Source organism: Frigoribacterium sp. CFBP9030 (assembly GCF_034045195.1).
GTDB lineage: Bacteria > Actinomycetota > Actinomycetes > Actinomycetales > Microbacteriaceae > Frigoribacterium.
Genome location: NZ_JAXCWG010000011.1, coordinates 40,386 through 64,000 on the forward strand (window position 1 = coordinate 40,386; position 23,615 = coordinate 64,000).

Genomic DNA, 23,615 nt, shown 5'->3' on the forward strand with positions numbered 1-23,615 from the left:
CCTCAGCCGAAGACGCCGAGGTGATCGAGCAGGATGTTCAGCCCGATCAGAATCAGGATGACCCCGCCGGCGATCTCGGCGGGCTTGCCGAAACGCGAGCCGACCCGACGACCGACGACGACGCCGACGAACGCCAAGACGGTCGTCGTCACGCCGATGACGGCGATGGCCCCGCCGATCGACACCGGCAGGAAGGCCAGGGTCACGCCGACGGCCAGTGCATCGATGCTGGTCGCCAGGGCGAGCACCAGCAGCTCGCGGAGCGGCAGCCGGTCGGTGTCCTCGTCGACGTCGTCCTTCGTCGAGAACGCCTCGTGGAGCATCTTGCCGCCGATCAGCGCGAGGAGACCGAAGGCGATCCAGTGATCGATGTCGGCGATGTACGACGCGAACGCCGAACCCAGCAGCCAGCCGATCAGCGGCATGAGCGCCTGGAACGCGCCGAACGTGAGGGCGATGATGACGGCGTTCCGGGCCGAGAACCTCCGCATGTGCAGCCCCTTGCCGAGTGCCACGGCGAAGGCGTCGGCGGAGACGCCGACGGCGATGAGGAGGAGGGTCCAGAACGACACGAGGGTGACGACCTTTCAGCGGGCGCGCGCGAGCGCGATCACGCAGCACGGCGCGATGAGACGAGGAGGCGCGGCTGCGGTGCCGACGAACCCCCCGATCCTGCCATGCCCCAGAGGGTCGGAGCGCCGAAAAAGCCCTGATCAGAGATGTTCGGGAGTCCGAATTCGCGGCTTCACCCCACCGAGAGGCGGCCTGCCGCGAGGCGAACCTCAGTCGGTGCCGTCGATGCCGCCCAGTCGCTCGAGCACGCCGGTGAGGATGGTGCCCGCCGGGTCGGGCAGCACGTGGTGGTTCAGGTAGATGCCCTCGAGCCACGCGAGGACCTCGTCGGCCGGCCAGCCGATGGCCTCCCAGTCGATGCCGGGCAGCGCCCTGGTGACGGGCTGCTCGGTGCCCGGCGTGAGCCAGGCCTCGGCGATGGCCCTGTCGGGGCTCGCGTTCGGGTCGGCCGCCCAGAGCAGGGCGATCGGGTGCTCGCGTTCACCGTCGACGGAGCCGTCTCGAGCTCCGAACACCGACTCGTCGACGTGGTCGTGCTCGACGTGCCCGGCCCCGAGCCAGGGGAGGGTGAGCAGCTCGCCCTCGATGTCGACCTCGATCAGATCGAGCTTGGCGGGCTCTTCGACCTCGCAGACCCAGAGGTCGAGCCCGACGTCGTGCCAGGCCGCGGCGTCGTCGACGTCGTCGAGCAGCCCGGGCAGCAGGCGGTGGAAGTCCTGCAGCAGCTGGGTCGACCACTGGACGAGCATCGCGGTGTCGGCGGTGTTCCACGGGCTGATGTCGGTGTCGTCGCCGGCGGCGTCGTGATAGTGGAACGCGAGGTTCGAACCGTCGGACTCGAGATGGATCTGCCCGGTGCCGAAGCCGACGTAGAGAGTGCTCTGGCCCGTCTCGTCGTCGAATTCGCCGTAGAGGTTCGGCTTGCCCAGCAGTGTGGGCACCGGCAGAGCGGCGGCGGGTCGGTTGCCCAGGGCGAACACGGCCCGGAACCGGGTCGTCGGGAGCCGGAGGCTCATGTCTGTCACGGCGAAGGTGTCCAATCGGTCGGAGCAAGCGTAGTAGGCCCGGCCCATGCCGATCACCCGGTCGGACGCACGGGCCACGCAGCGCCGGGGTGCTATTCGACGGGTCGTGCGCCCGGCAGCTCGTGCAGCGCCTCGGCCGCCAGCTCGGCCTTGATGGGGTCGCGATCGATGGTCGCCTGACGCAGCAGACGGAACGCCGCCGGCATCTCGGACCAGTTGAGCACTTCGACGATGTTCGGCACCCGCAGCTTGTACGCGAGCCCGTCCGTGACGTCGCGGCTGACCTTCTGCAGCGACGCGTTGCCGCACTGCTCGACGTAGAGGGCGAACAGGGCGACGGCGTGCGCGTTGAGGGCCGGGCCGTCTTCGTTCTCGAGGTCGACGAGGCAGCCGTCGATGGCGGTGACGATCTGCTTCAGCACGGTGGCCGACAGGCGGGGGACGGCGAGTCGGACCGCGCCGCCGTAGAGCACGCCCAGGGTCTGGATCGACTCGACGGCCTCGTCGGCGTTCGGGGTCGCGACGCGGGTGTAGCGGTTGGGGGCCATCTCGACCAGGCCGGCGCGGACCAGATCGCCGAGCGCCTCGCGGATCGGCGTGCGTGAGACCTGCAGCCAGGCGATCAGCTCTTCGTCGTGGAGTCTCTCGCCGGGCTCGAGCGTGCCGTCGACGATCGCGTCACGGATGCGCGCGCGGACCGTGTCGCGCAGCAGCTGCCGTTCGGCGGCCGGGGGCGTGCTGGGGATCGGCATGCGGGCTCCATTCATCACAGGTGTGTGGGAACGACTCTAGACGAGTCCTCCGACACCGGACGCCGAGAACCCACCCGCCGCAGGGCTGCGGGGGTGGGTTCTCGGGGGAGTGCGGGTCGCGGTCGGTCCGGCTCAGGGGGCCCGACGCTCATCGGTCACGAGGCGGCGGGGGTGCCCGTCGCGCTGGGGACGTGCTGCGAGCCGACCTCGACGCCGTGCGACGTGCGGAGCACCTCGAGCGTGTCGGCGATCTCGGCCTCGTGGCGGTCGGCGTCCCAGCCGAGGGCCTCGCCCAGGACGTCCGCGATCTCGGTCAGCAGCTCGATCGTGACACCGCCCACGAACGCGAGGTTCGTTCGGCGCAGGACGACGTCGGCCAGGTGCACGGCGTCTTCGTGCTGAGCGAAGTACGCGATCTCGGCCCGGGTCAGCTCGGGGTGGCTGGCCAGCGGCTCCGACGGCTGGTCGAGCAGCACGTCGATCACCGAGGAGGCGCGGGTGCCGTAGCGGGTCAGCAGCCGGTCGACCTGCGCGCGGTCGAGACCGTCGGCGTGGGCGGCGATCCACGTGGTGCGCGCGGAGTCGCTGGTGGGGAAGCCCTTGCCGCCGCCGATCTCCATGCCGGTCGTGTCGACCGTGCGCGTGACGCCCAGGCGGTTCGTGGCCTCGGTCGACAGGTGCGCCGACAGGGCGCGGAACGTCGTCCACTTGCCGCCGACGAGGCTCAGCACCGTCGAGGAGGGGAGCCCCTGGATGGGGGTCTCGACGATCCGGTAGTCGCGCGAGACGAAGCCGGGGGCGGTGTCCTCGTGACGCGGAAGCGGACGGATGCCCGAGTAGCGGTAGACGATGTGCTCGCGGGTCACGTCGATCTGCGGGAACACGTGCTTGACGAGATCGAAGAAGTAGTCGACCTCCTCCTCGGTGCAGACGGCCGGCTGCGACGGGTCGGCGTCGATGTCGGTCGTGCCGATCAGCACGCGGCCCTTCAGCGGGTAGATGAGCACGATGCGGCCGTCGTTGTTCTCGAAGAAGATCTCGCGACCGCGGGTCGCCTCGAGCAGCTCGGCGTTGTCGACGACGATGTGCGATCCCTTGGTGCCGCCCATGTAGGCGGACTCCCCGCCGAACGCGGCGTTGGTGAGATCGGTCCACGGGCCGGAGGCGTTGATCACGACGTCGGCCTTCACGACGAACTCGGCGCCGCTCACGACGTCGCGCAGCAGGACTCCGCCGTCGCGCGATCCGATCGCCTCGACGTAGTTGGCGCTGCGGGCGTGGTCGCCGGCGGCGAGGCCGTCCTTCAGCACGTCGAGGGCGAGTCGCTCGGGCTCGTGCACCGACGCGTCGTAGTACGTGCCGGTGTACTTGACGCCCCTGTTCAGCGCGGGCATGTCGTTCAGCGCGGCCTTGCCGGTGCGGAACTGGTGACGGGGCACCGAGCCGCCGTCGCGCGAGAAGGAGTCGTACAGGGTCATGCCGACCTTGATGAGGAGCGCGCCGCGCTCCTTCGTCGAGCGCTGCTTGTGCGTGAGCATGCGCAGCGGGGCGTTCAGGATGCCCGAGAACGTCGAGAAGATCGGCATCGTCGTCTGCAGGGGCTTGACGTAGTGCGGCGCGATCTTCAGCAGGCCGTTGCGCTCCTCGACGCTCTCGCGGACGAGTCGGAACTCGCCGTTCTCGAGGTAGCGGATGCCGCCGTGGATCATGTGCGACGACGCGGCGGAGGCGCCCGAGGCGTAGTCGTTGCGCTCGACGAGCACGACGTCGACGCCCTGCAGGGCGAGGTCGCGGAACGTGGCGATGCCGTTGATGCCGCCGCCGACGACCAGGACCTTGGCGGTGGGGCGGTCCATGATCCGGGCGACGTTGGGCCGTGCGGGTTCAGTCTTCTTTGACGCAGTCACAGGGAGCTTCTTTCGCGTTGCGTGTGTCCGACGGGGTCGGCCGGCGGCTCGCGCCGGTATCGTCTATCGTCGACCCGTGTTCCCATGGGTGCAACGTATCTGCACAAACGTGCACGGAGGCCGTCGTGACTGATCTGCTCTCGCCCGACAAGACGCAGGACGCCCTGCGGGCGGCGCACCTGTACTACATGCAGGACCTCACGATGGAGGCGATCGCCCACGAGCTGGGGACGTCCCGCTCGTCGGTCTCGCGCCTCCTGAAATCGGCCCGCGACACGGGTCTGGTCGACATCCAGATCAAGTCGCCGCTCGACCAGGCGACCGTCGTCGGCGAGGCCGTGCAGCACCGCTTCGGCGTGGTCGCCCACGTCGTGCCGGTGCCCGACCAGGCCAGCGACGTCGATCGTCTCGACCGCGTCGCCCTGTCCGCTGCACGGACGCTCACGCCGTACGTCGACTCGAACATGGTGATCGGCGTCGCCTGGGGCTCGACGCTCAGCGCCATCAGCCGCTACCTCGTGCCGAAGGCGACCCACAACTCGCTGATCGTGCAGCTGAACGGCGCGGCCAACACGCGCACCACGGGCATCGAGTACGCGAGCGAGATCCTCCGCCGCTTCGGGCACGCCTACGGCGCGGTCATCCAGCAGTTCCCGGTGCCGGCGTTCTTCGACGACCCGGCGACGAAGCGCGCGCTCTGGCGCGAGCGCAGCACCCGGCGCGTGCTCGAGCTGCACGAGCGGATGGACCTCGTCGTCTTCGGCGTCGGCGCGCGGGGCGCCCTCGTGCCGAGCCACGTCTACTCGGGCGCCTACCTCGAGGACAGCGACCAGTCGAGCCTCGAGCACGACCGGGTCGTGGGCGACGTGGCGACGGTGTTCTTCCGGGAGGACGGCTCGTCGGTCGACATCGCGCTGAACGCGCGGGGCAGCGGGCCGGACCTCGCGACCATCCGCCGAGTGCCGAGACGGGTCTGCGTCGTCGCCGGCACCGCCAAGGTGGCGGCCGTCCGCGGGACGCTCGCCGCCGGTCTGGTGACCGACCTGATCATCGACGAGGGCACTGCGCGGGCGCTGCTGGCCAGCTGACCGGGCCGAGGAGGCGCGGGTCGACGACGTCGGGCAGCGCGCGTGATCCCGGGGGACACCTCGCAGAGCGGCGGCTCAGCCTCGGGGCGTAGACGGGACGGGTCATCGATCGGCCCGCCGCAGCGGGCCTGAAGGAGGAGCCCCATGGCCAGCACGGATCTCACCGGACGTCGCGTACTCGCGATCGTCACCAACTACGGCGTCGAGCAGGACGAGCTCGTCGTCCCGACGCGCGCGCTCCGCGACGCGGGCGCCACGGTCGTGGTCGCCGCCCAGTCGACCGCGCCCGTCGAGACGCTCGTCGGCGACAAAGACCCGGGCGAGGCGGTCCGGCCCGACACGACCATCGAGGAGGTCGACGCCTCCGAGTTCGACCTGCTGCTCGTGCCCGGCGGCACCATCAACGCCGACACGCTCCGGCAGGACGCGGGGGCGGTCTCGATCGCCTCGTCGTTCGCGGCCTCGGGCCGGCCCATCGCCGCGATCTGCCACGGCCCGTGGCTGCTCGTCGAGGCCGACCTGGTCAAAGGCAAGCAGCTGACGTCGTTCCCGTCGCTCACGACGGACATCCGCAACGCCGGAGGGTCGTGGACGGACGCCTCGGTGATCACCGACGTCGAGGAGGGCTTCACCCTCGTCACGTCGCGGACCCCGGACGACCTCGACGACTTCGTCCGCGAGCTGACGACCGCCGCGTCGTCGGAGCGACCCGCCGACAGCTGAGCCCGGTCGGCCGACGTCTCGCCCCGCGGCCGTCCCGTCGACCTCCCGCCCCGAACCGGTCCGCCGGCCCGGGGCGGGAGGTCTTTAATGAGGGAGGTCGACTCTGCTCGACTCGACGCCAGTCCGCACGACGAGAGGGAGTCCCGCCATGAAGTGGGGGAAGACGCGCAGCGAGACGGCGACGTCGACGCCGGCACCGGTCGACCAGGGCGCGCTCGATCGTGCCGTGGGCGAGGCCCTGCTCATCGCCCGGGCCGCCGCCGTCGTGACGGTGGCGAACCGCATCGTCGTGCACGCGCTCCGCGACGGCGAGACCTTCGACCACGACGAGACGGCCGCCGCCGTCCGCCGCACCCTGCACCGCCTCGCCGAAGAGCAGCGGGCGCAGAACACCCGCATCGCCGGCGAACGGTCGAAGGCCCTGCGGGCCCGTGGTCGCTCGCGTCACCAGCACGACTACCGACCGGGCGACGACGGCACGCTCTGGTTCCGTGAGAACGCCTACGTCGGCGTGGCCGACCGCCTCGACGAGCTCCGCGACGACGCCGACTACGTCGACGGCATCGTGGCGTCCGCCGTCGAACGCGCCTGGGGCGACGTCGGGTCGGCCGTCGTGACCCGCGTCAGGGCGCGGCAGGTCGTCGTCGACGACGACTACCGCGACGACAGGGCCTCGCGCCTCGCGGGGCTCGGCGACGACCTCGCCGCTCTGGGCGACCGGCGGTCTGCGCCCCCGACTGGGGGTTGAGTCGTCTGCGCTGGGCGCGGATAGTCGTTAGCTACGAATGCAGGGTCACCGCCCTGCCGCGAGGAGACCGACCCGGTCGCTCCGGGTGTCGGAGGAGCAGAGAATGACGAGCATCCTCGCCCGTGCGCTCCGACCGTTCTTCCGCGGTCGGTACCGGGTGGTCGACGACCTCACGACCCGCCCTCGGCCCGACGACTCTCCGCACGTGCACGCACCGGGCGTCGACCCCGACCGGGTACTCGTCTTCGGCAACGGCCCGGCCGTCGGCTGGGGTGTCCGCTGCCACGACCTCGCCATCCCCGGGCATCTGGCCCGGAGCCTGTCGGCGTTGACCGGTCGCGGCGTCGACGTCGACGCGTTCGCCGACGCCGACATGACGGTCGCGACCGCCGCCGACCACCTGCCGGACCGCGAGCTCTGCGGCTACGACGTCGTGGTCGTCGTGCTGGGGATGAGCGACGCCCTGAGACTGCTGCCGCCGGAGAAGTGGCGTCGGGGGATGTCCCGACTGCTCGACGCGGTGGATCGCGCGACCGGTCCCTCCACCGGGGTGATCGTGACGGGCATCCAGCCGCCGAGCACCGTCCCCCGCTTCGGCGCCGCGCCCGGCGGTGTCGTCGACCGGCACGCGCGGCTCCTGAACGAGACGACCCGGGCCCTCTGCGCGGAGCGACCCGCTGTGCGCGTCATGCCGGCCCCCGAGATGCCCGGCGGAAGCGACGACCGTTCAGGCGACACCGCTCGGTATCAGGCGTGGGGTGCAGCCCTCGCCGAGGTCGCGGCGCCGATCGTGGACATCGGCGTGGCCGACGGACAGGGGGCCCGTGCCTCCCGTCATGCACCGCAGAGCGTCGATCGCCGCGTCGAGGCGATCCGATCGCTGGGGCTGCTCGACACGCCCGCCGAGAAGAGATTCGACGACATCGTCGAGCGGGCTCGGACCCTGCTCGGGGCGCAGGGCGCCGCCTTCTCGCTGATCACCGAGGACCGGCACTGGAACAAGGCCGTCTCGGGGTCGTCACTCACCGAGATGCCCGTCGTCGACTCGTTCTGCGCCCACACGATCCGCAGCGGGCGACCCCTTGTCGTGCCCGACGCGTGGCGCGACGACCGCTTCGTGTCGCACCCCTCCGTCCGGTTCTACGCCGGGCATCCGATCGAGACCGACGACGGGGTCCGCATCGGAGCGCTGTGCGTGGTCGACGCCGAGCCCCGGGGCGTCGAAGGCGTCGATCTGGTGCTGCTGCGCGAGCTGGCTCTCGCCGTGCAACGCGAACTGCGCGTCAGCGCCCTTGACGCTTCTTGAACGGCTTGGGCTGACCCTTGACCGCGGGGGTCCGACCCTTGCCCTTGCTCGCCTTCGCCTTGCCGCCGCCGGGGGGAGCAGGCGGCGGCGGCGGGGTCGAGGGGCTGGCCAGCTCCTCTTCGGCGACGACGATCGCCGCCTGCCCCGCCTTCGTCAGGCGGTAGGGCGACGCGTCGCGGTCGAACAGCTTCTGACCGAACTCGAGCTCGAGCGCCTCGATCGACGACTCGAGCTTCTGCCGCGAGATGCCGAGCTTGTCGGCCGCGACCGGGAAGTGCAGCACCTCGGCGGCCACGAGGAAGTGCCTCAGGTGACTGGTCTTCACGCGGTGGCGACCGAACCGGCACCGGTCGAGGCACCGGCGTCCGCTCGGACCCCGAGGCCGTCGAGGGCCTTCTGGAAGATCGTCAGCCCGCTCATGCCGGGCAGGTTCGAGATGTTCTGGTCGAGCTTCGCGGCGGCCTTGCGACCGTCGACGCCGCTCATCAGCTGACCGAAGACGAACTTGACGTCGTCGAGCTCCATGATCGACGAGCCGACGGGAGCCCAGACCTTCGACAGCAGGAACCGGGTCAGCTTCTGGGCCTTCTTGCTCTTGAGCAGGCGCTCTCGGGCCTGCGAGACGTAGAAGGCCACGTGCCGCGCCTCCTGCTTGGCGATGCGACGCAGCAGCTCGGCGAGCACCGGGTCCTGTTCGAGCTCGGCCATGCGCTTGTAGGCCGCGACGGCGGAGTACTCGTTCGCGGCGCCCCACGACATGTGCACAGCGACGAAGTCGGAGCCGACGAACTTGCCGAGCAGACCCTGCTTGACGGGGTCGAGGCGGTCGCGCCAGCCGAGCTTCAGACGGTTGGCGCGCAGCTGGTCGTAGTCGACCTTGACGCCGTGCACCTCGAGGATGGCGGCGAGGGCCTCGCCGTGCCAGAACTCCTCGCGGTTCCACATCGTCATGAAGGTCGAGACGTCGTCCTCTTTATGCGAGGGGGTAGTCAGCAGATCACGCGTGTAGCAGACCGTGTGGTACTCGACGTCGGCCATGTACCGGAGCGTGCGCAGCGAGTCGGCCGACAGCGGGTTCTGCTTGAAGTGGTCGAGGTCGAGGTCGTCCCACGTGATCCGCTCGCTCGTCGCGGCGAATTTGTCGATGTCGAATGCCATGCCGTGTTCAGGAGGCGCGGGCGTCAGGCCCTGCCTCCATCTCCTTTCGCTGAGTTGCCGCCACGATTCCAATCGCGGATGCTCCATCTTCTTCGGAGCGCTTCGCGTGCGAGATTGGCGTCGGGATTCACAGCGGACGGGTTGCCGAGGAGCTCGAGCCAGACGAGGTCGGCGTGAGAGTCACCGTATCCGTACGAGCCTGCGAGGTCGATTCCGAGTTCGCTCGCGTACTGCGAGAGCCAGGCCGCCCGGGCCTCGTCGACGAGCGGCGGCTGGGCGAGGTAACCCGTGTAGACGCCGTCGCGCGAGTGCATCGTGCTCGCGACGACCTCGTCGAAGAGCGAGGCGAGCGGCGCCGCGAGGCTGCCGATCGAACCCGTGACCAGCACCGTGCGGTGACCGGCGGCGCGGTGCTCCGCGATGCGGGCCAGGGCGTCGGGCAGGGTGTGCCGGCGGACGGTCTCGGCGTAGCCGGTCGACGACACGACGTTCTGCAGACGGGAGACGGGCATGCCGCTGTACCGCCGGAGGAACGAGCGGATGAACTCGCCACGGTCGCGGGCGTCGGCCCGGAGGTACGCGGGCAGGCCGGTCAGCAGACTCGCGACCTCGCCCGGCCAGGCCGCCTTGCGGAACCCGTTCGAGCGCACCCACAGGTACTGCTCGACGATGTTCGAGTCGAGCACGGTGCCCTCGAGGTCGAAGACGGCGACGACGTCGTCGCGGCGGGGGAGCGCCTTCGTGTCGGCGACCGCCCCGGTGGCGGCGGGGCGCACCGAGAAGGCTCGCGTCATCGCCGTGATCGACGGGAAGTGCACCGTCTGGAAGTAGTCCTCCCAGTCGATGTCGGTGACGTCGAAGCCGATGCTCTCGGGCGACCCCGCGGGCAGACCGGCGTGCAGGGCGCGGGTGCGGCGGTCGTCGAAGATGATCTCGGACTGCACGTAGTGCCGGTAGAGATCGGTCAGGCTCTGCAGCGACTCGAGGTCGGCGCGGCGCGTCTGCACGGCCGTCAGGGCCGTGCGCGTGCGGGCGTTCGACGGCAGCCGCGTCAGCACCTTCTCGCGCAGGTCGTTCGTCCGCTGCTTCATGCGGATGGCGCCCTCGACCTTGCGCACCCCCGGGAAGTTCCAGGTCGGGACCGGGATCGAGGTGTGCTCGTCGCGCGGCAGCGGGTTCGCGGTGAAGAACGTGTTGAGGTTCTCGAACATCCGCAGGATCGGGAACGGGTTGCTGTTGCCCGACGCGACGTGGAAGTACTGGGCGTCGCCCGCGGGTGCGTCGCCGGCCGCCGACTCGACCGGCACCGAGGAGGCGCGGGTCGGGTTCGCCGCGACCGTCAGGATCACGTTCACGACGAAGTCGACCGGCACGATGTCCAGCACGCTGTCGGGCACCCCCGGGAACTCGGGCAGCAGCCCGCGGGCGTACGACATGATCAGCGGGTCGGCGACCTTGAAGCCGTCGATCCAGCCGGGGAACGGGTGCCGGAGGGCGCTCTCGACGATGGCCGGCCGCACGACCGACAGGCGGTGGCCCTTCTCGGCCCAGAGCTCCTCGGCGGCGCGCTCGGCGAAGGCCTTGGTCAGCGTGTAGACGTCCGTCCAGCCGAGGGTCTCGGCCCGGGTGCGGCCGTAGTCGACGAGACGGGCGGCGACCCAGGCGACCCGCGCCTCCTCGGCTGCGGTCGACACGGCCTGCGGGCCGGTCTTGCCGTGACCGATGCGACCCTCGGCGAGGAACCGGCGCAGCGTCTCGGGCTGACGCGAGGCCGCCTCGACCCGGGCGCGGGCGTCGCGGGCGGCGGCGTACTCGGCACGCCAGTCGACGTCGTGGGTGAGCGCGGCCTCGGGGAACACGCCCTTGCGGATGCCACCGACGTACGCGGTCGAGACGTGCACGACGTGCGGGTCGCCACCTGCACGGCCGAGCGCCTCGTAGAGACCGACGGCTCCGCCGACGTTCGTGTCGAAGGCCTGGTCGATCGGCGGGTCGAACGAGACGGTCGACGCGCTGTGGATGACGACGTCGAGGTCGGCGGGCAGCTCGGGCAGCGAGCCCAGTCCGCTCTCGATGACGCGCAGGCGCTCGGTCAGCGCGCGCTCGACCTCGGCCGGCCCGACGCGGTCGCGCCACGTCGCGAACACCGGCTTCTTCAGCAGGTGCCGCAGTCGACCGAGCGCCGGGGTGCCCGCCTTGGGCCTGATCAGCAGTGTGACGGTGGTGTCGGGGTGCGTCGAGAGCAGTCGCTCGAGGATCGCCTGGCCGACGAAGCCGGTGCCGCCGGTGAGCAGCACATGGGCGGAACCCAGGCTCGCCTCGGTCGAGCCGGGGACGGACGGGGGCAGTGCGGTGGTCATGCGGTGAGCTTTCGTGTGACGGCGGAACCGATCGTGGAGTCGAGGCCGGGCAGTGCTGCGACCCGCTCGCCGACGGCGTCGGCCCTGAGGTGCCCCTCGGCCCCGCCGTAGACGAGCGCGTCGAAGAGGGTCCGTTCGGAGTCGGCCCGCTCGATCGCGCCGATCGGCAGCACCGCGGTGGACAGGGAGGCGCGGGTCTGCTTGACCGCGCGGGGCGAGTCGTCGAGACGCCATCGCGACTCGATGCCGAAGAAGCGCTCGTGCCGCGCCTTGATGGCGCGGATGCGGTCGACGACGGCCGTCAGAGCCGGGTCGGAGGCGCGCTCGACCAGGACGTCGTAGGCGTCGGACATGACCCACTCGTCGACGAGGCCGGTGGTCATGTGCACGGCGACGATCGGAACTCCCTTGCCCATGGCCTCGATGGCGCGCGTGATCGGGCCGCGGCGCTCGACGGCCTCGGACGGGCTGTGCCGGCGGGGGCCCTCGTCGACCTCCTTGAGGCGGGGCTGCCCGTGCGACTCGAGCACAGCGTCGATCGCGTCGGCGATCCAGAACTTCTCGAAGGCCCAGGTGACCAGGAAGGCCGTGACGCGGGCGTCCTTGTGGGTCGCGGTGACGAGCAGGTTGCGCAGGTGCTCCATCGTGGCGCTCTCGAGCCGCCCGACGTGGCGCAGCAGGCGGAGGGTGTCGTCGCCGAGGGGCGCCGTGGCGAACGAGTCGAGCTCGAGCTCGCCGCGGAAGGCGCCCTGGGCCGTGAGGGTGAACTCGCGGATGTCGAAGTCGGTGGTGTCGTAGGGGTCACTCGGGGTGGACAAGGCCTGCGATCCTCTCGTGACGCTCTCGTGTGGTGGTTCGGGCACGATGCACGTCGCGAGCCCTACAGACCGTATCGTAAGCGGCATGGCAACAGCGCTCGTCACCGGGGGCACGTCCGGCATCGGAGCCGAATTCGCCCGCCAACTCGCCCGTCGCGGCTGGGACCTCGTCCTCGTCGCGAGAGACCTCCCACGACTCGACGCCACGGCGACCGAGCTGCGGGCGCTCGGTCGTCGCGTGGAGGTCCTCGCGGCCGACCTCGGCGACCGCGCCGACGTCGACCGGGTCGCCGCTCGACTCGAAGACGAGGTGGCGCCGATCGACCTCCTGGTCAACAACGCCGGCTTCGGCGTGCACACGCCGCTGTCGTCCACGGACGTCGCTGCGCACGACGCCGCGTTCGAGGTCATGTGCCGGGCCGTGCTGGTGCTGTCGGGCGCCGGCGCCCGCGCCATGCGCGGTCGTGGACGCGGACGCATCGTGATCGTCTCGAGCACGGCCGGGTTCATGACCATGGGCGGGTACAGCGCGATCAAGGCGTGGGCGACGTCGTTCGGCGAGAGCCTCTCGGTCGAGCTGCAGGGCACCGGCGTCGGCGTCACGACGCTGCTGCCCGGCTGGGTCCGCACGGAGTTCCATCAGCGCGCCGGCATCCGGTCGTCGTCGATACCCAACGCGTTGTGGCTCAGCGCCGAACACCTCGTGACCGCGTGTCTGCGCGACGTCGACAAAGGCAAGGTGGTCTCCATGCCCACGGTTCGGTACCGGGCGCTCTTCTGGTTGGTGCGGCACGCTCCGCGGAGCGCCGTGCGCGCGGCGTCGGCGAAGATCTCGTCCAGTCGTCGGAAGCCCGTCGAGCCGTGAGCCCCCGCGACCGGCGCGATCGCCCGCGCGACGACGAGCCGCAGCAGGACGCCCCGCGGCAGGACGCCCAGCGGCAGGACGCCCCGCGTCCGGAGCGCCCGCGTCTCGACGCCGTCGCCCAGCGGGCGGACGCCGTCGCGCAGCGCGCCGGCGACGTGGCGAGCGACGCGCGCGACCGCTTCAGCTCGCGACGGCACGCCATGGCGCGCTACGTCGCGCAGCGGATGGTCCTGAAGCCGACCATCTGGTCGATCACCGACGTCACCGTCATCGACCGCGACCGCCTCGACGGGCTCTCGGGCGGCTTCGTCGTCGTCGCGAACCACTCCAGTCATCTCGACGCGCCGCTCATCCTCGGCGCGCTGCCCCGCCGCCTCGCCCGCTACCTCGCGACCGGCGCCGCGGCCGACTACTTCTTCGACGTGCCCTGGCGGCGCCAGCTGACCGAGCTCTTCTTCAACGCGTTCCCGGTGCAGCGGGGCTCGGGGACTCCCGCCTCCGCGGCGGACGCGACCCGCGCCTCCTCGGCCGGTGCCTCGGCGGGGTCGACGCCGCAGAGCTCGGCCCGCCGCCGGGCCGCCGCCCGAGCCGCTGCCCGCGGTCGGTCGGGCCAGCCGACCGTCAGCGCGAAGTCGCTGCTGCAGCGGGGCTACCCCGTGCTGGTGTTCCCCGAGGGGACGCGCTCGAAAGACGGCACGGTGGGGCACTTCAAGCCAGGTGCCGCGGCGCTCGCGGTCGCCTGCGACGTGCCGGTCGTGCCGCTCGCGCTGATCGGGGCGCACATCGCGCACCCGCGCGGGGCGAACTGGCCGCGACCCGGCCGGCTGCCCGTGGGCGTCGCGTTCGGCGACCCCATGCTGCCCGCCGAGGGCGAAGGCGCGGCGGCCTTCTCGCTGCGCGTCCGCGCCGAGGTCCTGCGTCTCCGCGACGCCAACACGGCCCGTATCCTGGGGCCTGACAACCCGTCCGAAGGAGCACACCGGTGACCGACGTCCAGCAGCAGAAGAGCGACACCGTCGTAGACGTGAAGCACATGAAGTGGTGGGGCTGGGGCGTCGAGGGCGTCGCCTTCCACCACCACGACAAGCCGGGCTTCGCCCCCTTCGTCAAGAAGATCGTCGGCGTCGAGCTGTCGCAGGGCCACGACACCGGGCTCGACTTCGCCGACCTCGTGGTGCCCGCGTCGATCGCCGCGCCCGAGGTGGTCGAGTCGCTCGAGCAGATCGTCGGCCCCGGCGCCGTGGCCCGCGACGACCACGACCGCGTCGTGCACACCTACGGCAAGAGCATCCGCGACCTGATCCGCATCCGCGCGGGGATCCTCGAGCGGGTGCCCGACCTCGTCGTCTACCCGGCAGACGAGGCCGAGGTGCAGAGCATCGTCGACCTCGCCGTCGCCTCCGACCTCGTGCTCATCCCGTTCGGCGGCGGCAGCAACATCGTCGGCAGCCTCGAGCCGCTGCCGGCCGAGACCCGCACGGTCATCTCGCTCGACATGGGGCGCCTCGACAAGGTGCTCGACATCGACGAAGACAGCGGACTCGCGCGCATCCAGGCCGGCGGCCAGGGCCCCGACCTCGAAGAGCAGCTGAACGCCCGCGGCTGGACCCTCGGGCACTTCCCCGACAGCTTCACCCACTCGACCATGGGCGGCTGGGTCGCCACCCGCTCGTCCGGCATGCAGAGCGACAAGTACGGCGACATCGCCGACATCACCAAGGGCCTGCGCGTCGTCCGCCCCGGCGGCATCCTGTCGATCCGCGCCGTGCCGAGCGCGTCGACCGGGCCGTCGCTGCGCGAGATGATCATCGGGTCGGAGGGGCGTCTCGGCGTCATCACCGAGGTCACCGCGCAGGTGCACCGCCTGCCCGAGAAGCGCGAGATCCTCGCCTACCTGTTCCCGTCGTGGCACGACGGCCTCGCGGCGATGCAGGCGATCGCCGAGAGCGACGCGCACCCCTCGGTCACCCGCGTCAGCGACGCGCACGAGACGGCGTTCTCGTTCGCCACCTCGAAGGCGAGCACGGGCATCTCGAAGATAGTCAACGACGCGCTGCCGAAGGTGCTGAAGGCCAAGGGCTGGGACGTCGACGCGATGTGCCTGTCGTTCATCGGCTACGAGGGCAGCCCCGAGCACGTCGCCCAGACCCAGAAGACGGTCGCGAAGATCGTCAAGGCCAACCGCGGCATGAGCGTCGGCAAGGGCCCCGGCAAGCTGTACGACCAGAAGAAGTTCGACACGCCCTACCTGCGCGACTTCTTCATGGACCACGGAGGCGCGGCCGACGTCAGCGAGACCGCCGCACCCTGGTCGAAGCTGCGCGACGTGTCGTCGCGCGTGTACGCCGCCGCCAACCAGGCCTTCGACCAGATCGGCAAGCAGGGCTGGATCATGGGCCACCTGTCGCACTCGTACCACTCGGGGGCGTGCCTGTACTTCACCTTCGCCTTCGAGCACGGCTCCGACGCAGAGGCCGAGTACGACGTCGTCAAGCACGCCATCCAGCAGGCGTTCATCGACACCGGCGCGACGGTGTCGCACCACCACGGCGTGGGCCTCGAGCACCAGCCGTGGATGTCCCAGGACGTCTCGCCCGAGGGCGTCGCCGTCATGCAGGGGCTGTTCGACTCGGCCGACCCGGGGCGGGTGTTCAACCCCGGCAAGGTGACCGGCGCCTAGCCGCCCGCCGCGCTCGACGCCAGGAGGTGGACACGACGCCAGGTTTAAGACCGGCGTCGTGTCCACCTTTTGGCGTGGTGGTGCTAACAGATCTCGTGGACGTGTCCTCCCCAGCTGATCCGGGTGGGGTGCTCGTCCCCGAGGAGGCGCGGTGCGCGTGTCGTCCGGACGGCGCCCGGGCAGGCTGGCCGGGTGACCGACCCCCTGCCTCCGCTGATCTTCGCCGCGACACACGGCTCGCAGAGTCGCGAGGCCGCGGCCCTGCGTCGTGACGCGCGACGCGGACACCTCGAGACCCTGCACCCCGGGGTGTTCGTCGAGTCCGCGGCGTGGCAAGCGCTCGATCCGCGTGCACGGCATCGCTTGACCGTCCACGCCGTCATGTCACGACTAGCTCCGGGCGCGATCGCCTCGCACTCGTCGGCCGCCGTCTTGCACGGGCTGCCCAGTGCCACGTGGCCACGAGGCCCCGTCCACGTCATCGACCCGCGGCGGACCCGGACTCAGGTGAGCGAGCGAGTGGTCCGCCATGCGGGGCCCGTCGCCCCCGGCGACGTCGTCGAGATCGACGGGCTCCTCGTCACCTCCGAGCACCGGACCGCCATCGACGTCGCACGCCGCGCCTCCTTCGCCGACGCCGTCCTCTGCGTCGATGCGCTCCTGCGACGAGAGGCGCTCCGAGCGGGGGCCTTCTCGCCGGGGCCTGCAGCGTGGCCTCCGAACCGAGAGCAGCGACGGGAGCGGGTCGAGGCGGCCGCCGATCTCACCCGAGGCGTCCTGCTCGGGAGGATCGACGCGTCTCGTGGCACCCGCGGTCTCGTCGCAGCCCGGAGGGTGGTCGAGTTCGCGACCCCCTGGGCCGAGAACGGGGGCGAGTCCCTCTGTCGACTGGCGCTCTTGACGGTCGGCGCGCCCGAGCCGCTCATGCAGGTCGAGTTCTACGACGGTCAGGGCCTCGCGGGCAGGTGCGATTTCGTGCTGGGCGACGTCGCGCTGGAGTTCGACGGCAACGTGAAGTACGACGACGAGGCCATGCGGGGCGGAAGGGCTCCGTCGGCCGTGATCCGAGCCGAGAAGATGCGAGAGCGACGGGTGCTGCGCACGGGCGGGGTCAGGGCCATCGGGCGGTGCGACTCGGACGACGTCGCCCTCCTCGCTCCGCTCGCCTCGACGCTGCGCGATCTCGGCGTGCCGCTGCGTCCTCGCCATAACGCCAGGATGTGGGCACGACGCCAGAAGTAAACATGGCGTCGTGTCCATCACGTGGCGTCATGGTGGGGCGGTGGTGCAGGGGGCCGACCTAGGATGAGGGTTCGATCCGCACGCACAGACATCGCTCACGGAAGAGGCTCGCATGCCCGGAATCCACGCCGACATCACGTCCGCATTCGGCGACACGCCGCTCGTCAAGATCAACCGTCTCGCCGACGAGGGCGGTGCCGAGATCCTCGCGAAGCTCGAGTTCTACAACCCGGGCGCCAGCGTCAAGGACCGGCTCGGCGTCGCCATCGTCGATGCAGCCGAGAAGTCGGGAGCGTTGAAGCCCGGCGGCACGATCGTCGAGGGCTCGAGCGGCAACACCGGCATCTCGCTCGCCCTCGTCGGCGCGGCTCGCGGCTACAAGGTGATCGTCACGATGCCCGAGACGATGAGCGTCGAGCGTCGCACCGTCATGAAGGCCTACGGCGCGGAGATCGTGCTGACCCCCGGTCCCGAGGGGATGCGCGGCGCCGTCGAGCGCGCCAAGCAGATCGTCGACGAGACCGAGAACGCCATCTGGGCCCAGCAGTTCGAGACCGAGGCGAACGCCGAGATCCACCGCACGACGACCGCGCCCGAGATCCTCCGCGACACCGACGGGCGCATCGACTTCTTCGTCGCCGGCGTCGGCACCGGCGGCACCATCACCGGCGTCGGCCGCGTGCTGCACGAGCAGGTGCCCGGCGTGAAGGTCGTGGCCGTCGAGCCCGCCGACTCGCCGCTGCTCAGCCAGGGCAAGGCCGGCCCGCACAAGATCCAGGGCATCGGCGCGAACTTCGTGCCCGAGGTGCTCGACCGCGCGCAGATCGACGAGGTGTTCCCCGTCGAGCTCGACGACGCCCTGCGCGTCGCCCGCGACCTCGCGACCCACGAGGGGATCCTCTCGGGTATCTCGTCGGGCGCGATCATGCACGCCGCCCTCGAGATCGCGAAGCGCCCCGAGAACGCCGGCAAGCGCATCGTCGCGATCGTCTGCGACACCGGTGAGCGGTACCTGTCGACGGTGCTCTTCCAGGACCTCGCAGGCGCCTAGCATGCGCTTGGTCGCCCGCCTGCGGGAGGACCTCGACACCGTCCGGCGACGCGACCCCGCGGCTCGGGGGCGGCTCGAGACGGCCCTCGTCTACTCGGGGCTGCACGCGGTGTGGGCGCATCGCGTGACCTCGCGGCTGTGGCGTGCGGAAGGTGCGCCGCGCCTCCTCGGGGCACGGTTCGCGGCCCGTGTGCTGTCGCAGCTCGCCCGGACCGCGACCGGGGTCGAGATCCACCCCGGTGCGCTGCTCGGTCGGCGGCTGTTCATCGACCACGGCATGGGAGTCGTGATCGGCGAGACCGCGGTGGTCGGCGACGACTGCACGCTGTTCCACGGCGTGACCCTGGGGGGCAAGGGCCGAGGAGGCGCGCTCGGTCGCCGGCACCCCACCCTCGGTCGGGGCGTGATGGTCGGTGCCGGGGCCGCCGTGCTCGGTGGCGTCACGGTGGGCGACGACAGCATCGTCGGCGCCAACGCTGTCGTCACGCGCGACGTGCCGGCCGGCTCGATCGCGGTCGGGGTGCCGGCCGTCGCGCGCGCCCGGGTCTGAGCCCGGCCTGCACCCGGCTCCGCGCGCCCGTGCCCGGCGATGAGTCACGACACGCCGCGGGCCCGGGGGCGGCGCGGCGTGTCTCGACTCACGGACGCGGGGGAGCGGGGAGCGGGCTCAGCGGCGGGGCTCCCAGCGGAACATGCGCACGGCGGCCGCGACGGCCACGGCGGCCCAGAGCAGCGTCGGGGCGAGCAGCACCGGCAGCAGCCCGAGGTCGCCGCCGTTCCAGGCGAGGACGATGAGCTCCATCAGTCCACCGCCCGGCAGGATCCGCTTGAGCCAGAGCAGGTCGTCGGCGCCGGTGATCGTCCACCAGATGGCGACGCCGAGGGTGATGAGGTAGATCGGCATGGTCGTGTACTGGGCGTGCTCGGGCGACGTGCTGAAGCCGGCCGTGGCGAGGGCGAACGCGGCGAACATCACCTCGGCGACGAGCACGGCGACGACGAGCAGACCGAGGTGGGCCGGGGGCTCTTGAACGGCCAGCACCCCGAGCACGATGACGAGCTGCGCGAGGCTGACGGCCACGATCGGCAGGACGAGTCCGCCGATGATGCCCGCGTCCGAGACGGAGCCGCTGCGCAGCCGCTTGAGGTGGAGCGACTGCCGCCGGGCGGCGAGGGTCGTCGTCGCCGTGACGTAGACGCCGAGTCCGAGCATGCCGATGATCTGCACGCCGGCCAGCATGCCCCCGGTGCCGTACGAGCCGAACGCGAAGGTCAGCGCCCCGAAGGCGAGGGGCAGGAGCAGCGCGCAGAGCGCGACGGTGCGGTTGCGGACGAGCATCCGCAGCTCGGCGACGGCGATGGCGACCGGGCCCGAGCGACGCGACGGCGTCGCCGGGGACTCGGACGGACGGGCGGTGGTGGCGGTGGTCATGAGGGGTCCTTTCGGGAGGGTCGGTCGGAGGGGGCCTAGGAGGCGCGGCTCAGCTCGCGGAACACCTCGTCGAGTCCCGACTGGTGCACCGTCAGCCGCTCCAGACGCCGATCGGCCTCGGCCGCCCAGGTCATCAGCCGGGTGAGATCGCGCTGCGGCGAGTCGGTCTCGACGACGACGAGGTCGTTCTCGGTGCGGGCGACCCGCAGGGGGAGCTCGTCGAGCGGGCCGGGGGCGACGAAGCGGATGCTGGTCGTGCTGCCGGCGGTGAGATCGGCCACGGTGCCCTCGCGGCGTATCGTGCCCGCGTGCATGAGTCCGATGCGGTCGGCATTGTCGGCGGCCTCCTCGAGGTAGTGCGTGGTCAGCACGAAGGTGACCCCCGCCTCCCTCAGTTCGGTGACGACGTCCCAGAGGGCGTCGCGGGCCGCCGGATCGAGCCCCGTCGTCGGCTCGTCGAGGAAGACCAGTTCGGGGGTGCCCCAGACGGCGGCCGCGAAGTCGACGCGACGGCGCTCGCCCCCCGAGAGCTGGGCGACGCGCGACCGCGCCTTGTGGTCGATGCCGACGAGACCCAGCACGCGGTCGACGTCGTCGTCGCGGCCCGAGATCGCCCCCGTGAGCAGCACGCTCTCGCGGACCGTGAGCTCGGGGGCCAGGCCGCTGTCCTGCAGCATCATGCCGAGGCGGCGTCGGGTACGGGAGCGGTCGGTCGGGTCGCCTCCGAGCACCTCGACGGTGCCGCCGTCGGCCGCCCGGTGGCCCTCGAGCACCTCGAGGGTGGTCGTCTTGCCGGCGCCGTTCGTGCCGAGCAGAGCGTAGAGCTCGCCGCGCCGCACCGTGAGGTCGACGCCGCCGACGGCCGTGAAGTCGCCGTACGTGCAGGTGAGACCGCTGGTCGAGATCACGACGTCCGACCCGTCACGGGGGTCGTGCGTCACGGCGGGCCGGGGCGTGGTGTCGGTGGAGTTCGTCATGACCTCGACGATGCCGGGAGGGGCGGGCGCCCGGTAGTGCCGACCTGCCACCCTCTCGGCGTGACATCCGTCACGTCGGGGCATGACATCGCGTGCTGACGGGTGTCGGGGGCTGTCGCTACCGTGGACCCATGCCCCGCCGCACCCCCGATCGCCTGCCCGCGCTGACGCGGATGCGGCGGTACGTCACCGGGTCGTTCGTGGCGCTGGTCGCGTTCATGGCCGTCTTCTACGTCGCGGCGCTGACGACCGAGGGGGCGCCGGCCTGGCTGGTCGTCGCCGTCGTCGCGGTCTCGGTCGCGGTGGCGGCGCACTCCGTCTTCTGGGAGCGCGGGGCGCCGTGGTGGCTCGCGACCCTGTCTCTCGCGTCGTCCGCCGCGCTCTGGTGGGCCGCCCACCTCGCCGAGCAGAACCTGACGCTCCTGCTGTTCTTCGGCGTCTCGGTCGGTCTCGTGACCACGACCCCGCCCTTCACCTCGTGGCGGTGGCTGGCCGCCGCCGTGGGCGTCGCGGTGGCGCCGCTGCTCGTCGCGGGCCCCGGCGCGCGACCCGTCGTCCTGCCGGTCTCGATCGCGGTCGTCGTCGTGACGATGGCGGCGATCTACCTCGTCTACCGCCTGAACCGGTACGGATTCGACCTGTACCTCGAGATCGAGGCCGCCCGCGAGACGACGGCCGAACTGGCCGTGGTCCGAGAGCGCTACCGCTTCTCGGTGGACCTGCACGACATCCAGGGTCAGGCCCTGCACGTCAGCCGCCTCCAGCTGCAGCTCGCCGACAAGACGCTCGACCGCGACCCGGCCGAGGCGCGGCGCCACCTCCGCGAGGCCGAGCAGCTGATCGTGCAGACCATCGCCGAGACCCGGCGCCTCGCCTACGGCCAGCGCACCCTGACCCTCGCCGGCGAGCTCGCCAACTCGACCGAGCTGATCCGGGCGGCGAGCATCGACCTGGTCGTCGACGGCGCCCCACCCGTCGGGCACCCCGCCGACGACCTCTTCGGGCACGCCGTCCGCGAGGCGACGACGAACCTGCTGCGCCACGCCCAGGCCGAGCACGTGACCATCCGACTGCGAGACGACACCGTCGTGGTCGAGAACGACGGCGCCGGCGAGGCGCCGCGTCTGCTCAGCGGACTCGCCCGCCTCGGCGAGCGCTTCGCGGAGATCGGGGGCTCGGTGACCACGAGCCACCACGACGGGGTGTTCCGACTCGAGGCGAGGGCGGCATCGGCTGGTGCGGGCGGTCTCGCGGGGGCGACCCGCGCCTCCTTCGCCCCCGGGCCCGGCGTCGCGACCGGGGGGCGCGCATGATCCGGGTGCTGCTCGCCGACGACGAGACGCTGCTGCGGCGGTCGATCGCCGCGCTGCTCGACCTCGGCGACGGCATCGAGGTCGTCGCGCAGGCCGGCGACGGGGCCGAGGCCGTGCGTCTCGCCGGCGAGCACGAGCCCGACGTCGTGCTGCTCGACCTCGAGATGCCGGGCATGGACGGCATCGACGCCGCGACGGAGATCCTCGCCCGTCGCCCCGAGCAGGCGGTCGTGCTGCTGACCCGGCACGCGCGACCCGGTGTGCTGCGGCGGGCGCTGAGCGCCGGCGTGCGCGGGTTCGTGCCGAAGTCGATCGACCCCGACGAGCTCGAGCGGGTCATCGTGCAGGTGCACGGCGGGCGCCGGTACATCGACGCCGACATCTCGGCCGCCGCCATGATGGACGACTGCCCGCTCACCGAGCGCGAGCTGGACACCCTGCGGCTGACGGCGGAGGGGCTGTCGGTGCGCGAGATGAGCGCCCGCCTGCACCTCGCATCAGGGACGGTGCGGAACTACCTGTCGGCGGCGATGCAGAAGACCGGCAGCTCGTCGCGGCACGGGGCCGCCCGGGTGGCACGCGAGCGCAGCTGGCTGTAGCCGCCGGTAGCGGATCCGGGCGCGGGCGCGGTAGCGTGCGACTCGTCGCGGCGGTCGGCGGCGGGCGCGGTACCGGGCGGGGGGACGCTCGGCCGCGCGGGGTCAGGAGGCGGGGTCGTCGACGTCGGCGTGACCGACGCGCTCGCCGGCCGTCGACATGTGCCGTCGCATCGCGGCCTCGGCGGCGGAGGGGTCGCGGGCCGCGATGGCCTCGAACACGTCGAGGTGCTCGAGGTAGGCAGCCTCGGCCTGAGCCCGGTCGCGGAGCCCCCGTTCGACCCAGAGCCGCAGCAGCGACCGCGTGCTCTGCAGCAGATCGCGCAGCACGACGTTGTCGGCGCTGATGGCGATCTGCAGGTGGAACCGGATGTCGGCCTGCAGAAAGGTGTCGAGGTCGTCGCGGCTGTCGCGCATCGTGTCGACGAAGCCGCGCAGCTTCTCGACGTCGGCGTCGTCGACCCGGGTCGCCGCGAGTGTCGCCGCCTGGGTCTCGAGGCCGCTGCGCACCTCGATCAGCTCTCGTGTGCGCGCGGCGTTCAGCATCATGCCCCAGCTGAGCGTGGTCGGCAGGAGCTCCGAGGTGTTGTCGCGCAGGTACGTGCCCGAGCCGGGTCGGACGGTCACGATGCCGAGGATCTCGAGCGCCGCGAGGGCCTCGCGCACCGCCGACCGGCCGACGCCGATGCGCTCGGCGAGCTGGCGTTCGGGAGGGAGGCGCGAACCGGGCACGAGCTCGCCCGCCGTCAGCAGGCCGATCAGCTGTTTCACGACCTCGGAGACCGCCGTTCCCCGGGGCACGAGTTCGAGCTCGAGCCGGAGCGAGGTCGGGTCGTCGTCGGGATAGGCGGGCACGGCGCAATCCTACCGACCGCTATGCCACGTGTCGTGGACGGTGATTGGTCAACCGGTTGACAAGTTGAGCGGGAAACGGCACGATGTTCGAGTACGCGAAGCGGGCCTCCCGGGGCCAGGCGGCGTCCATCCAACAGAGTCGTTAG

General features: G+C 71.6%; 23 protein-coding genes. 12 read left to right on the plus strand and 11 right to left on the minus strand.

Annotation, left to right across the window (positions count from 1 at the left end):
• Positions 1-2: 2 nt before the first annotated feature.
• The 4 genes from SOM13_RS11910 to SOM13_RS11925 all read right to left on the minus strand — a co-directional run bounded on the left by SOM13_RS11910 (position 3) and on the right by SOM13_RS11925 (position 4,206).
• Entirely contained in the window at positions 3-572 is a 570-nt protein-coding gene (locus SOM13_RS11910; protein WP_243214102.1) for a manganese efflux pump MntP family protein, read from the minus strand.
• A 210-nt stretch (positions 573-782) separates the two neighbouring features.
• Positions 783-1,598: a hypothetical protein gene (locus tag SOM13_RS11915; RefSeq protein WP_320479833.1), complete on the minus strand. Its 816-nt coding sequence runs from the start codon at positions 1,596-1,598 to the stop codon at positions 783-785.
• 92 nt (positions 1,599-1,690) lie between these two features.
• Positions 1,691-2,350 (minus strand): GntR family transcriptional regulator, encoded by a 660-nt coding sequence (locus tag SOM13_RS11920; RefSeq protein WP_192059158.1) that lies wholly within the window; start codon positions 2,348-2,350, stop codon positions 1,691-1,693.
• 155 nt (positions 2,351-2,505) lie between these two features.
• Positions 2,506-4,206, minus strand: a complete 1,701-nt coding sequence (locus SOM13_RS11925) for a glycerol-3-phosphate dehydrogenase/oxidase (RefSeq protein WP_320479834.1) — start codon at positions 4,204-4,206, stop codon at positions 2,506-2,508.
• Between the two features lie 239 nt (positions 4,207-4,445).
• Here SOM13_RS11925 and SOM13_RS11930 point away from each other — a divergent pair, with 239 nt between their 5' ends.
• The 4 genes from SOM13_RS11930 to SOM13_RS11945 all read left to right on the plus strand — a co-directional run bounded on the left by SOM13_RS11930 (position 4,446) and on the right by SOM13_RS11945 (position 8,122).
• Positions 4,446-5,345 (plus strand): sugar-binding transcriptional regulator, encoded by a 900-nt coding sequence (locus SOM13_RS11930; RefSeq protein WP_192059324.1) that lies wholly within the window; start codon positions 4,446-4,448, stop codon positions 5,343-5,345.
• Between the two features lie 144 nt (positions 5,346-5,489).
• Positions 5,490-6,068: a type 1 glutamine amidotransferase domain-containing protein gene (locus SOM13_RS11935; protein ID WP_320477722.1), complete on the plus strand. Its 579-nt coding sequence runs from the start codon at positions 5,490-5,492 to the stop codon at positions 6,066-6,068.
• A gap of 148 nt (positions 6,069-6,216) precedes the next feature.
• Positions 6,217-6,816 carry a hypothetical protein gene (locus tag SOM13_RS11940; protein WP_192059152.1) on the plus strand — a complete coding sequence of 200 codons (600 nt, stop codon included), beginning with the start codon at positions 6,217-6,219 and terminating at the stop codon, positions 6,814-6,816.
• A gap of 103 nt (positions 6,817-6,919) precedes the next feature.
• Positions 6,920-8,122 carry a GAF domain-containing protein gene (locus tag SOM13_RS11945; RefSeq protein ID WP_320477724.1) on the plus strand — a complete coding sequence of 401 codons (1,203 nt, stop codon included), beginning with the start codon at positions 6,920-6,922 and terminating at the stop codon, positions 8,120-8,122.
• On the opposite strand, the gene SOM13_RS11950 is transcribed toward SOM13_RS11945, so the two are convergent.
• From SOM13_RS11950 to SOM13_RS11965, 4 genes are read right to left on the minus strand one after another with little or no spacing between them, the layout of a single operon-like run.
• Complete coding sequence (locus SOM13_RS11950) at positions 8,100-8,447, minus strand: helix-turn-helix domain-containing protein (protein WP_192059148.1); 348 nt, start codon at positions 8,445-8,447, stop codon at positions 8,100-8,102. The two genes, SOM13_RS11945 and SOM13_RS11950, sit on opposite strands and share 23 nt — an antisense overlap.
• On the minus strand, positions 8,444-9,280 hold the full coding sequence (locus SOM13_RS11955; protein ID WP_192059146.1) for a ferritin-like domain-containing protein: 837 nt from the start codon (positions 9,278-9,280) through the stop codon (positions 8,444-8,446). The genes SOM13_RS11950 and SOM13_RS11955 overlap by 4 nt, the downstream gene beginning before the upstream one ends.
• Before the next feature lie 23 nt (positions 9,281-9,303).
• Complete coding sequence (locus SOM13_RS11960) at positions 9,304-11,640, minus strand: SDR family oxidoreductase (RefSeq protein ID WP_192059143.1); 2,337 nt, start codon at positions 11,638-11,640, stop codon at positions 9,304-9,306.
• The gene (locus SOM13_RS11965; protein WP_192059142.1) at positions 11,637-12,458 is read right to left on the minus strand and encodes a hypothetical protein; all 822 of its coding nucleotides are present in this window, start codon (positions 12,456-12,458) and stop codon (positions 11,637-11,639) included. The genes SOM13_RS11960 and SOM13_RS11965 overlap by 4 nt, the downstream gene beginning before the upstream one ends.
• Positions 12,459-12,543: 85 nt before the next feature.
• Between SOM13_RS11965 and SOM13_RS11970 the strand changes: the two genes are divergently transcribed.
• The 6 genes from SOM13_RS11970 to epsC all read left to right on the plus strand — a co-directional run bounded on the left by SOM13_RS11970 (position 12,544) and on the right by epsC (position 18,846).
• The gene (locus SOM13_RS11970; RefSeq protein ID WP_320479835.1) at positions 12,544-13,323 is read left to right on the plus strand and encodes an SDR family NAD(P)-dependent oxidoreductase; all 780 of its coding nucleotides are present in this window, start codon (positions 12,544-12,546) and stop codon (positions 13,321-13,323) included.
• A complete protein-coding gene (locus SOM13_RS11975) occupies positions 13,320-14,309 on the plus strand; it encodes a lysophospholipid acyltransferase family protein (protein WP_320479836.1) in 990 nt (329 codons plus the stop codon). Before SOM13_RS11970 ends, SOM13_RS11975 begins: the two co-directional genes overlap by 4 nt.
• Positions 14,306-16,003, plus strand: coding sequence for an FAD-binding oxidoreductase (locus SOM13_RS11980; protein WP_320479837.1), 1,698 nt, complete (start codon positions 14,306-14,308; stop codon positions 16,001-16,003). The genes SOM13_RS11975 and SOM13_RS11980 overlap by 4 nt, the downstream gene beginning before the upstream one ends.
• Before the next feature lie 507 nt (positions 16,004-16,510).
• On the plus strand, positions 16,511-17,245 hold the full coding sequence (locus tag SOM13_RS11985; protein ID WP_320479838.1) for a hypothetical protein: 735 nt from the start codon (positions 16,511-16,513) through the stop codon (positions 17,243-17,245).
• A gap of 112 nt (positions 17,246-17,357) precedes the next feature.
• Positions 17,358-18,296 carry a cysteine synthase A gene (cysK, locus tag SOM13_RS11990; protein ID WP_192059133.1) on the plus strand — a complete coding sequence of 313 codons (939 nt, stop codon included), beginning with the start codon at positions 17,358-17,360 and terminating at the stop codon, positions 18,294-18,296.
• 1 nt (position 18,297) lies between these two features.
• Positions 18,298-18,846: a serine O-acetyltransferase EpsC gene (epsC, locus tag SOM13_RS11995; protein WP_320479839.1), complete on the plus strand. Its 549-nt coding sequence runs from the start codon at positions 18,298-18,300 to the stop codon at positions 18,844-18,846.
• A 117-nt stretch (positions 18,847-18,963) separates the two neighbouring features.
• Here epsC and SOM13_RS12000 read toward each other — a convergent pair whose 3' ends face one another.
• Together SOM13_RS12000 and SOM13_RS12005 are read right to left on the minus strand one after the other, a co-directional pair.
• A complete protein-coding gene (locus SOM13_RS12000; protein WP_243216515.1) occupies positions 18,964-19,728 on the minus strand; it encodes an ABC transporter permease in 765 nt (254 codons plus the stop codon).
• A gap of 35 nt (positions 19,729-19,763) precedes the next feature.
• On the minus strand, positions 19,764-20,705 hold the full coding sequence (locus SOM13_RS12005; protein WP_192059129.1) for an ABC transporter ATP-binding protein: 942 nt from the start codon (positions 20,703-20,705) through the stop codon (positions 19,764-19,766).
• Positions 20,706-20,836: 131 nt separating this feature from the next.
• Here SOM13_RS12005 and SOM13_RS12010 point away from each other — a divergent pair, with 131 nt between their 5' ends.
• Positions 20,837-22,018, plus strand: coding sequence for a sensor histidine kinase (locus SOM13_RS12010; protein WP_320479840.1), 1,182 nt, complete (start codon positions 20,837-20,839; stop codon positions 22,016-22,018).
• A complete protein-coding gene (locus tag SOM13_RS12015; protein ID WP_192059124.1) occupies positions 22,015-22,617 on the plus strand; it encodes a response regulator transcription factor in 603 nt (200 codons plus the stop codon). The genes SOM13_RS12010 and SOM13_RS12015 overlap by 4 nt, the downstream gene beginning before the upstream one ends.
• Before the next feature lie 102 nt (positions 22,618-22,719).
• Here the strand turns inward: SOM13_RS12015 and SOM13_RS12020 are convergent, their stop codons facing one another.
• Positions 22,720-23,469 (minus strand): FadR/GntR family transcriptional regulator, encoded by a 750-nt coding sequence (locus SOM13_RS12020; protein WP_192059122.1) that lies wholly within the window; start codon positions 23,467-23,469, stop codon positions 22,720-22,722.
• Positions 23,470-23,615: the final 146 nt, after the last annotated feature.

Excerpts from the sequence above, each read along its gene's own strand:
- SOM13_RS11920 (WP_192059158.1), bottom strand. The coding sequence starts at position 2,350 with ATGCCGATCCCCAGCACGCCCCCGGCCGCCGAACGGCAGCTGCTGCGC.
- SOM13_RS11925 (WP_320479834.1), bottom strand. The coding sequence starts at position 4,206 with ATGGACCGCCCCACCGCCAAGGTCCTGGTCGTCGGCGGCGGCATCAAC.
- SOM13_RS11930 (WP_192059324.1), top strand. The coding sequence starts at position 4,446 with ATGCAGGACCTCACGATGGAGGCGATCGCCCACGAGCTGGGGACGTCC.
- SOM13_RS11935 (WP_320477722.1), top strand. The coding sequence starts at position 5,490 with ATGGCCAGCACGGATCTCACCGGACGTCGCGTACTCGCGATCGTCACC.
- SOM13_RS11940 (WP_192059152.1), top strand. The coding sequence starts at position 6,217 with ATGAAGTGGGGGAAGACGCGCAGCGAGACGGCGACGTCGACGCCGGCA.
- SOM13_RS11945 (WP_320477724.1), top strand. The coding sequence starts at position 6,920 with ATGACGAGCATCCTCGCCCGTGCGCTCCGACCGTTCTTCCGCGGTCGG.
- SOM13_RS11955 (WP_192059146.1), bottom strand. The coding sequence starts at position 9,280 with ATGGCATTCGACATCGACAAATTCGCCGCGACGAGCGAGCGGATCACG.
- SOM13_RS11960 (WP_192059143.1), bottom strand. The coding sequence starts at position 11,640 with ATGACCACCGCACTGCCCCCGTCCGTCCCCGGCTCGACCGAGGCGAGC.
- SOM13_RS11970 (WP_320479835.1), top strand. The coding sequence starts at position 12,544 with ATGGCAACAGCGCTCGTCACCGGGGGCACGTCCGGCATCGGAGCCGAA.
- cysK (WP_192059133.1), top strand. The coding sequence starts at position 17,358 with ATGCCCGGAATCCACGCCGACATCACGTCCGCATTCGGCGACACGCCG.
- epsC (WP_320479839.1), top strand. The coding sequence starts at position 18,298 with ATGCGCTTGGTCGCCCGCCTGCGGGAGGACCTCGACACCGTCCGGCGA.
- SOM13_RS12000 (WP_243216515.1), bottom strand. The coding sequence starts at position 19,728 with ATGACCACCGCCACCACCGCCCGTCCGTCCGAGTCCCCGGCGACGCCG.
- SOM13_RS12005 (WP_192059129.1), bottom strand. The coding sequence starts at position 20,705 with ATGACGAACTCCACCGACACCACGCCCCGGCCCGCCGTGACGCACGAC.
- SOM13_RS12010 (WP_320479840.1), top strand. The coding sequence starts at position 20,837 with ATGCCCCGCCGCACCCCCGATCGCCTGCCCGCGCTGACGCGGATGCGG.
- SOM13_RS12015 (WP_192059124.1), top strand. The coding sequence starts at position 22,015 with ATGATCCGGGTGCTGCTCGCCGACGACGAGACGCTGCTGCGGCGGTCG.